Genomic DNA, 11,776 nt, shown 5'->3' with positions numbered 1-11,776 from the left:
GCCTCGAAGCCGACAAGTAACTATAACCTGGTTATACTATTTGATTGTGGCGTGGGGCACAAACGCCCGGCGCTCTGGCGAGCAGACGCAAAGGCACCCAAAAACCCTGGGCGGTTTCAGGCGGTGAGTGCTTCTGCGTCTGCTCGTCAAGGGACGCGCCGTAGCAGCCCATGCCGGACACACTCCTCTCGACAGGCATCAGGTTGCGTGAACAGCCGGGCAGTCAATCCGCAGATCGCCGCGCCGTCGACGTTCTCCTGCACGTCGTCGAAATAGAGCAAGCGGGCCGGCTGGCACGCGATCCGCTCGACCAACAGCGAGAAGATCGCCGGATTCGGTTTGCGCACGCCTACTTCGGAAGAATCGACAACAGCAGCGAAGCTCTTTATCGGCAGCACGCCACTACTCCACCACGACCGGGCTTCTTTGGCGTTGTTGGTGAGCACTCCCACCTTCACGCCGTCGCTCGCCAGATCGCCGATTAACGCGACCATCTCCGGCCGCACCCGCTGACCGGCAGCCAGGCAGTCGGCCAGTCGCCGGATATCGACGGCCACTCCCAGTCGAGTCTCCACGTCGCGGCAGGCGAACTTGAGGTACTCCCGCATCGACAATTCACCAGTTTCAACCTTGGCGAACTCCGGCCCGCGCAACTGATCGACGAATGTGCCTGCGGGAAGGTTCAATTCGCCGGCATAGTCCAGGCAACCCTGGAAAGGGTCGACGGTGAGCACTCCCCCCATATCGAACACCACCCCCTCGATCGGTCCGTTACGCTGCGCCACGGCTACTTCGGGGCGTTCGACTGTGCGATCCGGATGCGTTCGGCCGCCCGGGTCAGATCATCCAGACGCCTACGTTCGGCGGTCAAACCGGCCGCTGAGTCCCCTTCTGCCAGAACCTCTTCGGCTTGCCGGATACGGCGGCGCGACGCACGGATCTCGTCGGCAAGGCGCTCCGAGGCCTCCGCCACCGTCAGCAGATCTTCCTCATCCCAGTCCGACTTTCCCCGAAACGCTTCAGGCGGAATAGGTTCGACCGGGTTACCGCTCATTTGCCGGCGCGGGGAAAGTTGAAAACGCGTCGGGCATTGAGCTCGACGATCTTGTGCACGTCCTCGTCCGGAATCTTCGTGAACACCTCTTCGGCAACCTTGCGACTGTTGGGCCAGTTGGAATCGGAGTGCGGATAGTCGCATTCCCACAAAATGTTGTCCAGACCGACCTCGGCGCGGCTGCTCAATCCGTGGTGATCCTCGATGAAACACGAGTAGATGTGCTTGTAGTACAACTCCGACGGCCGGTGGTCCTGGTTGACGTTCTGATAGAAGCGATGACGTTCCCAGACGTAGTCCGCGCGTTCGAGCATGAAGGGCACCCAGCCGATGCCGCCCTCGGACAACGCCACTTTCAATCTGGGATGGCGGTGAAAGACCGGCGAGAACAGCAGATCCGAGAGCGCGTACATGGAGTTGCAGCTGAACAGCGAGATACTCACCGCCAGTGGGCCATCCGGTGAGGGGCGTGGCGACTGGCCCGAGGTACCAAAGTGCAACGACAGCGGCATGTCGTACTCCTCGGCGACGCTGAACAGCGGCGCCCAATGATCCGTGTGAATCGACGGCAGGCCGAGTGGATACGGGTTTTCCGGGAACGCGAGGGTCTTTGCGCCTTTGGCGGCAGTGCGGTGTACCTCGGCAACGGCAAGGTCGATGTCCCATAACGGCAGGATCACCAGCGGGATGTAACGATACGGCGCGGCAGCACACCACTCGTCGAGCATGAAGTCGTTGAAGGCGGTGACGCTGGCGAGCGCGACATCGCGGTCGTCGCCCTCCAGGAACACTGTGCCGGCGAACCGCGGAAACGACGGAAAGCACAGAGCAGCTTCGACGCCATCGAGATCCATATCGGCCAGCCGCTGCACCGGGTCGTAGCAGCCCGGCAGCATCTCGTCGAAGCGGGACGGATCGATGCCATATTCCTCGGGCTTCTTTCCGGCAACGGCGTTGAGTCCGATCTGCGGATAGGTCTTGCCCTGGTATTCCCACACCTGGCTCGGCGGACCGCCCTTGGCCCGGGGAACCTCGACGATGTGGGGACCCAACTCCCGGAACTTGGCCGGCAGACGGTCCGCCCACACCCGCGGATGCTCGATGAGGTGGTCGTCGACGGAGATCAGCTGCATGAAGTCCTGCAGTGGCATCGTCCACTCCTTTCCCACTAACGTGGTTAGTTCGTTACCTTAGTCGGCGAGTCCGATCAGGACTGTCGCCGAAGCTGAAACGGCCACGCCGCCACCCACGCGCCCGATGGTCAGATCGACCTCGGCGCGGTGCCCGTCCTTGGATGGCGCCACCGACGAGATGACCCCACGGCACACCAGTTCATCCCCGGGCCATACCGGTTCGGCGAATCGCATCGACAGTCGTCGCACACTTTCGGGTCCGAACAACTCGACGCAGTAGGTGCCCAGATAGCCGCCCTGCAGCATGCCGACACTCAAAACCCCTGGCATTCCAGCTGATCGGGCGAGTCCGTCGTCGTGATGAATCGGGTTGAAGTCACCGCTGGCACCCTGGTAACGGACGATGTCGGTGCGGGTCTGCGGCCCGAAACGCCGTTCAGGCAAGAGAGCTCCAGCGACCAAGGCGGCCCGCGGCAGTCGGGTGGTCATGCGGGTGCTCTCTCGATCACAGTGGCGCGGCCCTCGGCTGCCATCGTGCCGTCGGTCCGCATGAATCGGGTGAGCACGACGATCAGCATCATCGAACCGCCCCGACCGCTCTGCTTGGCGGTCACCGACTCGACCGACGTCTGGGCGCGTAGCGTGTCGCCACCTCGCGGCAGCGGCCCGATGAAGGCGTACTCCTGACCGCCCTGTAGCACCCTGCTCAGATCCAGACCCAGCCTGGCGGCCAGGGGTGGATCCTGCGGCTCCCAGTGCATGGCGGTGGCGAGAAACGTAGGTGGCACGGGAGGATTCGGGCTCTGATAGACCGCATCGGCCGAACCAGTTGCGGCGGCGAACTCGCGAACCTTGCCGCGCTCGATCGGCATTTCATAGCTGAATAACACCTGGCCGATCAGCCGCTGCGCGGGGTGAGTGGTGGAGGAGCTCACTGGGCTGGCCGATGTCCGGTCACGTCCGCATTGGGTGCGGCGTTGGCCAGCAAGTCCGGCAACACCGCATCGAGGCGCTGCGGGGTCCAGCGCCCGTCGCTGTGCACCTCGGGGCCGTATGCCCAACCCTCCACCACCGCGATGGTGCCGCCGATCACCGCCAGCACGCGACCGGTCACCTCCCGCGCCGTCGGCCCCGCCAGCCACAGCACCACTGGCGACACGCCATCTGGCGCAAGGTCCACGGTCTGAGCCATCTCGTGCACCACCGGCAGGTCGTCGGTCAGGCGCGTCAGCGCGGTAGGTGCCACCGCGTTCACGGTGACGCCGTAGCGCCACAACTCCATCGCAGCGATCACGGTGAAGCCGGCGATTCCCGCCTTGGCGGCACCGTAGTTGGTTTGTCCCGGGCTACCGAACAGACCCGACGGCGAGGTGGTGTTGATGATGCTGGCGTCATTGGGCAACCCGCTCTTGGCGCGCTGGCGCCAGTAGTCCGCGGCGTGGCGGGCTGGACCGAAGGTGCCCTTGAGATGGACGGCGATGACCGCGTCCCATTCGGCCTCCGACATCGAAGTCAGCATCCGGTCGCGCAGGATGCCGGCGTTGTTGACCAGCACGTCCAGGCCACCGAAGCCTTCGACGGCCTGGTCGATCAATGCCTTCGCGCCGTCCCAGGTGCTGACGTCGTCGGTGTTGGCGGCCGCCCGTCCGCCCGCGGCGGTGATCTCGTCCACGACCTGCTGTGCCGGGCCCGCCGAGCCACCGCTGCCGTCGCGGCCTCCGCCGAGGTCGTTGACGACGACGGCGGCACCGGCAGCGGCGAAGGCCAGCGCGTGCGCCCGGCCCAGCCCATTACCGGCGCCAGTCACCACGACCACCCGGTCCTGGAAGTAGTTCTGTCCCACGATTATTCGAACCTCCTTACGTTAGTTCGGCTGGGCAGCAATGCTTTCGAATTGCTGGCGGACCTGCTCACGCAGCACTTTCATGGCCGAGTTGCGCGGGATGGAGTCGGTGGTGCGCACCGTGACCGGCGCCTTGTAGGCGGGCAACCGGGTTTTCACCCAGGCGATCAGGTCGCCGGGCTTGACGTCCGGCTCAGCCACCACCATGGCGACCGGAACCTGGCCGAGCCGCTCGTCGGGGACGCCGAAGGCGACCGCCTCACGCACCTGCGGGTGGGCCTCCAGGCAATCCTCGATTTCGGCGGGGAAGACCTTGAATCCGCCGCGATTGATCACGTCGTCGGCGCGTCCGTGGATCCAGACGAATCCGTCTTCGTCGATAGTGCCCAGATCGTTGGTGCGCACCCATTGGCAGTCGCCGCCGGCGGCTTGTGCCGAACGCACCTGCAGGATGCCGTGTCGTCCCGGCTCGAGTAAGTCCCCGGTCTCGGGGTCGATGACCGAGATCTGCACTCCGGGGTGGGTGCGGCCCACACTGCCGCGTTTGGTGTCTTTCCACTCCTGCCAGTCCCGCAGCGACCAGCCGGTGATCCCGCCGGTGAACTCGGTGGCGCCGTAGCTGAGCAGCACCGGACAGCCGTAAACCCTTTCGAAAGCCTCGGCCAGATCCGAACCAACCGGAGCTGCACCGGCCCAGACTGCCTTGAGGCTCGATAGTTTCTCGGGCTGGATGCTGGCGTCGAGGATCATCCGCAGGGCCGCCGGTGGAAGTGACACCGAGCGTGGCCGGTACTGCGCAACGGCCTGCGACCACGCCTGTGGTTCAAACCTATCCAGTAGCAGGATGCGGCCACCGCCACTGAGCGCGGTGACCAGCGCCCACACCCCGCTGATGTTGGTTGGCGGTAGTGCACAGATCTGGATCCCGGCCCCGCGGACGCTGCCTTCACGCGCGCTACCGTTCATGTAGTGCTCCTGCGCGCCACGCAACGCATGTTCGATCTCTTTGTAGCTCAATGGGATTCGCTTAGGCGGCCCGGTTGTACCGCTGGTGGGCATGAGCATCGCGACACCGAAATCAACCCCAGTATGCTCGGCACTCGCCATCGGGTTCACCACCACCTGCACAGCCCGGTCAGCGCCTGCGGCGAAATCGACCTGTAACCCGAGTGCCCCTCCTCCGCCGACGGCCGCCGTGAGCTCCGAACGCCCCCACTCCTCAGGGTCGGCCACCACGGCGGCGGGCCGCAACGCGCTGACGTCGTCGCCGACGGTGGCATCGGGCATCGCCGGGTTGAGGACCACCACGGGTCTGCGGGTGGCGAGCAGAACCGCCAACGCGGCCACTGGACCGGGCCGGTTGCGCATGTAGACGCCCACCGGCACGCCGGCTCCAATCTCGTTGCCCTGCAATGCCTCGTCGATCCGCCGGGCAACAGCACCGAATTCGCCGCTGCTGTGCCACGACTCGCCGTAACACAGCAGCGCCTCTTTGCCGCGAGCCTGAATTCTCGCCTGCATTTGCTCCGGGAGACCCATACATCCCCTTCACAGGCCGGGCGCGCCACATCGGCGCAGAATTAACTAACCAGGTTATATTAACAGACGCGTAGGCTACGAACCATGTCCCGAGCGTCCCGTCAGGTGATCGCACCCTCGACTTTCAGCTCCACCAGCTGGTCCCAGTCGTAGCCCAACTCAAGCAGCACCCGGTCGGTGTCGGCGCCCAGTTCCGGGGCTGGACGCGGACTGGGCCGGCCACCGTTGAACTGCACCGGCGGCATCGACACGGTCAGCGTCTCGTCGTCGAGATCCATCGACGCGACATAACCGTTGCCCAGAACTTGTGGATCACAACGGGTTTCCGCTGGCGTTTGAACGATGGCCCACACTCCGCGCTGCCGGTTGAGCAACTCTCGCCATTCTGCGGCGGTGCGTGTCGCAAAGATCGCATCCAGTTCGGCGATGCACGCCGCGCGGTTGGCGCTACGCGCCCCCGCATCGGCGAAACGCGCATCGCGCGCCAGATCGCCGCGACCGATGAGTTCGACCAGCGGAGCCCAGAACCGGTCCGATTCCAGCATCACGAGCGCCACGAAGCGGCCGTCGCTGGTGCGGTAGGTATTGGCGATCGGATTGTGCGCCGAGTGATGTTCGCCGCGCGGCATCGCGTCGATGTCGAACATCGACGACGCCGCGATGTGCGGGGCGGTACCCCAGGCGGCGGCTCCCAGCAGGCTGACATCCACAAGCTGCGCGGCACCGGTTCGTTCACGGGCGAACAGAGCTCCGGCCACACCGCCGGCCGCGTACATCCCTGCCTGCAGATCACCAAAGGCCGCGCCCGGCATGGGCGGCGGGTAGTCCGCGCCTTCCGCTGTGCTGAGGTACGCCACCCCCCCGCGGGACCAGTACGAGGCCAGATCGAAGCCGCCGGTGTCCGCCTCTTTGCCGTCGGGTCCCAGCCCGGTTCCCCGGGCGTACACCAGGCGAGGGTTGACCTGCGTCAGGTCGTCCACATCGACGCGTAGTTTGCGCCGCACCGGAGTCAGGTAATTGGTGAGGAACACATCCGCTCCCGCGACAAGTCGATACAGCGCCTCCCGCCCGGCGTCAATGCTCAGATCGATTCCGACGCTTGCCTTGTTGCGGCTGAAGGTCTGAAACATAAAGCTGACCGGGTGCTGGCCCGACGCGGTCAACGCCCCGCTCACCAGCCCGCGCATCGGATCGCCGCGTTGGGGGTGCTCCACCTTGATCACCTCGGCGCCCCAGTCCGCCAGTACGACACCGGCCGAGGGGACGAAGCCCCAAGTCGCCAGCTCGACGACGCGGATGCCGTCCAGTACCCCAGGCATTTCGATGGCCACTCCTTCCTGCGACTGCATGCTGACAATAGACTAACCAAGTAATACTATTTGGTCTCGTGCTCCAGGTGAGCCGTCGCGGGCCGGGAAAGAGGAGGGAGTCTGCCGATGGGACGGGTCGAGGGCAAGGTCGCATTGATCACGGGCGCCGCTCGCGGGCAGGGGCGCCACCACGCGATACGTCTAGCCGAAGAGGGAGCCGACGTCGTCCTAATCGACATCTGCGCCGACATTCCCGGTGTCGGCTACCCGATGGCCACGCCGGAGGAACTACACGAAACCGCGCGATTGGTAAAGAAATTCAACCGCCAAGCAGTTTCCGCCATCGTCGACGTGCGTGATCGGGTGTCGCTGCAGGATGCGGTGGCTGCGGCAGTCGATACGTTCGGACGCATCGACGTGGTGGTGGCCAACGCCGGGATCTGCCCGATCGGGTCGAACTACCCGGTGTCAGCGTTCTGCGACGCGGTGGACGTCGACCTCGTGGGTGTCCTCAACACCATCCACGTCACGCTCCCCTGGGTGCCGGCGGGAGGCTCGATCATCGCCACCGGATCGGTGGCGGCGATGCTGCCCAACGCGGTCAACAATCCGGGCAATGGACCGGGCGGGGCCGGCTACGGTCTGGCCAAGCAGGTCCTCAGCCAGTATGTCGTAGTACTCGCGAGACAGGTTGCTGCCCAGGGTATCCGGGTGAACGCGGTGCACCCGACGAACTGCAACACCGACATGCTGCACAGCCCGCCGATGTATAAGGCATTCCGCAAGGATTTGTCCGAGCCCACCCGTGCCGACGTCGAGCAGGCACTGCCCCGCATGCAGTCGATGCCGATTCCCTACGTCGAGCCCGACGACATCGCCCATGCGGTCGTGTATCTCGCGTCCGACGAGTCTCGCTACGTCACCGGGTTGCAGTTGCCCGTCGACGGCGGGGCCCTGTTGAAGATTTAACCCGATCGTCGAGGCGGAGATGTCCGTACAGGATCTGCTGAACGAAGCCGGTCAGCTGGCGCTCGGTTGCCGTGTCGATCACACCGGCCTCCTCGTCGTCGACGGCGCCCGGCCACGGCGCGCACGCCAGCGCGTAAATCATGACCGCACCACCCAGCGCCTCGATCACTGCCGCACAGGAAGTGTCCGGGTGCAGCTGGCCCTGTGCACGGGCACGTTCCAGCACGGCCACCGCTCGAGCAAGCTGCGGCTCCACCACCCGGTCTCGGTATTTCTGCAGCACTTCCGGATATTGCACAGCATCGACATGCACGCGCAGGTTCGCATATCCGTCGCCTCCGGCGAAGTACGAGAAGACGCCGCAGGCGTAGCCGACCAACGCCTCCTCGATCGGTTTACCCTCCTGCAGCACTGGAAAAGTCAATTCCGACAATGCGTCCAGCAACAGCGCCTGAGCATCGGGATAGCGCCGGTACACGGCATCCTTACTGACTCCGGCCGCCCTGGCGACTCCGTCGAAGTGGAACCCGGCCCAGCCCTCGCGCGCGTACAAAGTTCGCGCGGCCTGCCGTATCTTATCGTCGATGGCCGGATCGCGCCGTCGTCCGGGCAACGATTTGCGTTGGGGCTCAATGGACTCCGCAGGGTTGTGGGCCGCGTCGAGACTGTCGGAAATCATCGACTTCCTTCCCATTTCGTAGCCCATTTCGTAGCAGCTTAGTGGTCAGTGCCGCACTGATGGACGCAACCCACCTATTGCCGACGGTTTGCGTCGGTATTAGACTCTGGTCAGGACCTAGTGTCAACGCCGGTGTTAGGGGATCGCATCTTCACCTCAGTTACTGCACATTGCGGCGGGCGTCACTGATGGCGTGCTGCGTACTAGTGGCAGCCATCTTCGGGTCTGCGTTACGCAAGGTCTCACGCCGCGGTGGGCGCGCATCGCCCGCACCGCCGGCGCGGTGGTCGCCGCCGCCGGCGCAACAGCAGGGAGCACAACATTGAGCAGCACGACGGTCAACGAAGACCGCCGCACCGACATCGGTTATCCATTGAGCGTGCCGGACCGGCCGAACGGCCCTGCGGTTCGAGCGCTGCTGCGCCGCAGCGGAATCGGGGCCGGAGTCCTTGCCGCCACCGCGATACTCGGTTCCACTCTGAGCAGGCGGCCGGGCACCCGGGCGCTTGCGCTGGGCGCACTGGCGCCGGGCGCCGGGTATGTCTATACCCGCAATCCAGTACGGTTCCTTGCCGCACTGGGCGGCTCCGCAACGTCACTAGCGATGTGGTTCGGCACCGGGAACATTGCGCTGCCACCCTTGTTGTGGGCCGCGGCCGCAGCCGACGCGCGCAGGCAAGCCATCCGGGGGCGTAGGACCTGGAACGGCGCCCGCGTTGCCGTTCCCGGCGCCCTACTCGGCATCGCAGTCGCGGGCACCGTGGCCCGTCGCAGGGCATTCCGAGATGCACAGGACCGTGGCCGGACCCGGGCCCAGTACCTCTTGACCGCGCCGCGTATTGATCCGCGACCTAAAGATATTGAGCCGGGGGAACTTTCGCCCCGTGATCTGGCCACATTGCGCTCGCTACTCGATCGAGCCCTGCAGCCGCTGGACCTTTTCGACGGCTTTACTAAGATCGATCAATTCCAGACGTCGGCGATCCGCTACCAGCTGAATTTCATGCAGTGGGCGGTTGCGATGGCCCAGTTGCACTACACACCGTCGTTTCACGGCTACCTGTCTGCCGCACAGCGGAATCTGATCGACAAGTTGACGCTACCGGCGGTCTGGCGGTACTGGGCATTCGAGCAGACGTGGGGAAACCTCAGCCTGGACTGGGATCCGATGAAGCGCGACAACATCATGTTGTCGGGATACCTCGGAACCATGCTGGGCGTGTACGAGTCGAACACCGGCGACGACCGCTACCGCCGCAGTGGCGCACTCCCCTTCCGGCTCGGCCGGCGAACCTGGCCCTACACCCACGACATGGTCGCCGCCGCCATCTACAACAATATGCAACGGTCAGCCATCACGCTGTTCCCATGCGAGCCGAACTGGATCTACAGCGCATGCAACATGACGGGCATCAACACGTTGATGATGTCCGACAGGTTGCACGGCACCCGATTCGTCGAGTCGATCGGCGATGCGTTCCGTCGGCGGCTGCATGAGGAGTTCATTACCCCGGACGGACGGGTAACCGCGATCCGGTCGGCACGACTGGGCATCACCATCCCAATGCTGACCTCGACAGTGGCTGACTGCGGACTGGCGAGCATGCTGCACGCTTTCGATCCCGAACTTGCACAACGCTGTTGGACCATCGTGCGACGGGAGTTCGTCGACACCAATGGGCCCGAACCGACGATCGCGCTGCGCGGCTGGGATGCCATTGACACCGGTAACTACCACAAAACTCACCTCGGCGCAGTCGCGCCGGTGATGTGGGCGGCCGCCGAAATGGGCGACACCGAACTCTATGCCCTACTGGCGGAATCCCTTGACCGCCAACTACCGCCCACCGAGGCGGACGGCACCCTGTGGTACGACGAACTCTCGACAAACATGAACGCGATGGCGGCACTGACCCGGTTCAATCCGCCTGGCGGACATCGCGCGTTGATCGCCGACGGGCCGGGTGCCGCCGTGCTGGGCGGCCCGGTGCTCACCGGAGCGAGTTATCCGCAAGTACTGGTTGCCTCGGCACGCACCGACGGCACCGATCTTCGCCTGGTGCTGCGGCCCGGCGACGGCCCGACGCGCGCACAGCTGGCCGTCGAGCGACTCGTCCCGCGCGGTCGATACCGGGTACGCGGAACGCTGAACGACGAAGCGGTGGCCGACTTGCAAGCAGACCAAGACGGACGTCTTGCCTTCCCCGTCGATCTAACCGATCGCGTCGTGGTCACGCTGACGCCCGTTGCTTAATGCGTGAAGCCGCCTAACAGAAGGACATTGAACGGATGAAGAAAGTCGTCATCACCGGAGCCGGGTCGGGCATCGGCAAAGAGTTCACCAAGTTGTACCTGGAGGACGGCTCAACGGTCCTCGCGGTAAGTCTGGTGCAAGCCGAACTCGATGCGCTTAGTGAAGACTTCCGCTTCGGCTCTGCTCGGCTGCAGACCTTGCAGATGGATCTGTCCAAGGCCGACGCGGCATCCAACCTGCTGCAGTGGTGTCAGGACAACGACTGGTTCCCCGACATCCTGATCAACAATGCTGGGTTCGCCTGCTTCGGCGATGCCGTCGACCTGTCACCCGAGCGGGTAGCGAACATGTTGGAACTGAACGTGATCACGTTGACGCTGGCATCAATGCTCTTCGGCAGGCAGATGAAGGAACGGCGCCGCGGCGCGATTCTCAACGTTGGGTCGACAGCGGGCATGGTGCCCACAGTGCGCTTCGCCTCTTACGGGGCCAGCAAGTCCTACGTCAACACGTTCAGCTACGCACTGGCCGCCGAACTGAAGCCGTATGGCGTCACGGTCACCTGCCTCACCCCCGGCGCAACGCAGACCAAATTCGCCCAGGCCGGTGGTATCGACGAATTCTCCGGAAAGTCGCTGCTGCATAACATGTTCGCGAAGAACAAAGCCGGGTCGCCAGCCGAGGTTGCGCGCGGCGGATATGACGCTTTGGCAGCCGGAAAGCGCCAAGCGCTGGTGGGCAAGGGTGCGATGTTCGCCGCGGTGCTGTCCCGGGCGGTGTCACAGAAGAACCTGCCCAGGCTGTTCAGGAATCCGTGATGTCGTCGCCGACGGTCGACGTCGAGCCCGGCGACCCGAACCCGCTTTCGTCGCCTCGGTTGTGGCTGGCAGCGGGTGCAGAGATCGCGGCAGCCATCGCGGTTGCCGCAGTCATGCTGCATGCACGGCAGACTGCGACACCACACCAGGCCATGCATTCACATCATCATGAATTAC

General features: G+C 64.6%; 13 protein-coding genes. 3 read left to right on the top strand and 10 right to left on the bottom strand.

The annotated features are described in order from the left end of the window. Window positions 1-146: 146 nt before the first annotated feature. The 8 genes from H0P51_RS13975 to H0P51_RS13940 form a co-directional block, all read right to left on the bottom strand. Window positions 147-785, bottom strand: a complete 639-nt coding sequence (locus tag H0P51_RS13975; RefSeq protein ID WP_180918602.1) for an HAD family hydrolase — start codon at window positions 783-785, stop codon at window positions 147-149. 2 nt (window positions 786-787) lie between these two features. Beyond that, complete coding sequence (locus H0P51_RS13970; RefSeq protein WP_180918601.1) at window positions 788-1,054, bottom strand: hypothetical protein; 267 nt, start codon at window positions 1,052-1,054, stop codon at window positions 788-790. Further along, complete coding sequence (locus H0P51_RS13965) at window positions 1,051-2,205, bottom strand: amidohydrolase family protein (protein ID WP_180918600.1); 1,155 nt, start codon at window positions 2,203-2,205, stop codon at window positions 1,051-1,053. The genes H0P51_RS13970 and H0P51_RS13965 overlap by 4 nt, the downstream gene beginning before the upstream one ends. Window positions 2,206-2,244: 39 nt before the next feature. Then, window positions 2,245-2,676, bottom strand: coding sequence for a MaoC/PaaZ C-terminal domain-containing protein (locus tag H0P51_RS13960; RefSeq protein WP_180918599.1), 432 nt, complete (start codon window positions 2,674-2,676; stop codon window positions 2,245-2,247). Then, window positions 2,673-3,122: an FAS1-like dehydratase domain-containing protein gene (locus H0P51_RS13955; protein WP_246398663.1), complete on the bottom strand. Its 450-nt coding sequence runs from the start codon at window positions 3,120-3,122 to the stop codon at window positions 2,673-2,675. The genes H0P51_RS13960 and H0P51_RS13955 overlap by 4 nt, the downstream gene beginning before the upstream one ends. Continuing rightward, window positions 3,119-4,030: an SDR family oxidoreductase gene (locus H0P51_RS13950; RefSeq protein ID WP_180918598.1), complete on the bottom strand. Its 912-nt coding sequence runs from the start codon at window positions 4,028-4,030 to the stop codon at window positions 3,119-3,121. The genes H0P51_RS13955 and H0P51_RS13950 overlap by 4 nt, the downstream gene beginning before the upstream one ends. A gap of 21 nt (window positions 4,031-4,051) precedes the next feature. Beyond that, window positions 4,052-5,569 (bottom strand): class I adenylate-forming enzyme family protein, encoded by a 1,518-nt coding sequence (locus H0P51_RS13945; protein WP_180918597.1) that lies wholly within the window; start codon window positions 5,567-5,569, stop codon window positions 4,052-4,054. 101 nt (window positions 5,570-5,670) lie between these two features. After that, the gene (locus tag H0P51_RS13940) at window positions 5,671-6,918 is read right to left on the bottom strand and encodes a CaiB/BaiF CoA transferase family protein (protein ID WP_246398661.1); all 1,248 of its coding nucleotides are present in this window, start codon (window positions 6,916-6,918) and stop codon (window positions 5,671-5,673) included. A gap of 87 nt (window positions 6,919-7,005) precedes the next feature. Between H0P51_RS13940 and H0P51_RS13935 the strand changes: the two genes are divergently transcribed. Continuing rightward, window positions 7,006-7,848 carry a mycofactocin-coupled SDR family oxidoreductase gene (locus H0P51_RS13935; protein ID WP_180918596.1) on the top strand — a complete coding sequence of 281 codons (843 nt, stop codon included), beginning with the start codon at window positions 7,006-7,008 and terminating at the stop codon, window positions 7,846-7,848. Here H0P51_RS13935 and H0P51_RS13930 read toward each other — a convergent pair. Beyond that, on the bottom strand, window positions 7,799-8,527 hold the full coding sequence (locus tag H0P51_RS13930) for a TetR/AcrR family transcriptional regulator (protein ID WP_180918595.1): 729 nt from the start codon (window positions 8,525-8,527) through the stop codon (window positions 7,799-7,801). The two genes, H0P51_RS13935 and H0P51_RS13930, sit on opposite strands and share 50 nt — an antisense overlap. A gap of 322 nt (window positions 8,528-8,849) precedes the next feature. On the opposite strand from H0P51_RS13930, the gene H0P51_RS13925 reads away from it, so the two are divergent. Both H0P51_RS13925 and H0P51_RS13920 read left to right on the top strand, forming a co-directional pair. After that, complete coding sequence (locus H0P51_RS13925; protein ID WP_180918594.1) at window positions 8,850-10,781, top strand: linalool dehydratase/isomerase domain-containing protein; 1,932 nt, start codon at window positions 8,850-8,852, stop codon at window positions 10,779-10,781. A 35-nt stretch (window positions 10,782-10,816) separates the two neighbouring features. Then, window positions 10,817-11,599: an SDR family NAD(P)-dependent oxidoreductase gene (locus H0P51_RS13920; RefSeq protein WP_180918593.1), complete on the top strand. Its 783-nt coding sequence runs from the start codon at window positions 10,817-10,819 to the stop codon at window positions 11,597-11,599. Here the strand turns inward: H0P51_RS13920 and H0P51_RS28955 are convergent. Beyond that, window positions 11,586-11,714 carry a hypothetical protein gene (locus H0P51_RS28955; RefSeq protein ID WP_281374032.1) on the bottom strand — a complete coding sequence of 43 codons (129 nt, stop codon included), beginning with the start codon at window positions 11,712-11,714 and terminating at the stop codon, window positions 11,586-11,588. The two genes, H0P51_RS13920 and H0P51_RS28955, sit on opposite strands and share 14 nt — an antisense overlap. Between the last annotated feature and the right edge of the window lie 62 nt (window positions 11,715-11,776).

The organism is Mycobacterium vicinigordonae (genome assembly GCF_013466425.1).
GTDB lineage: Bacteria > Actinomycetota > Actinomycetes > Mycobacteriales > Mycobacteriaceae > Mycobacterium > Mycobacterium vicinigordonae.
Note: the sequence above shows the minus strand (reverse complement) of the source record. Positions and strands in the feature narration are given on the sequence as shown.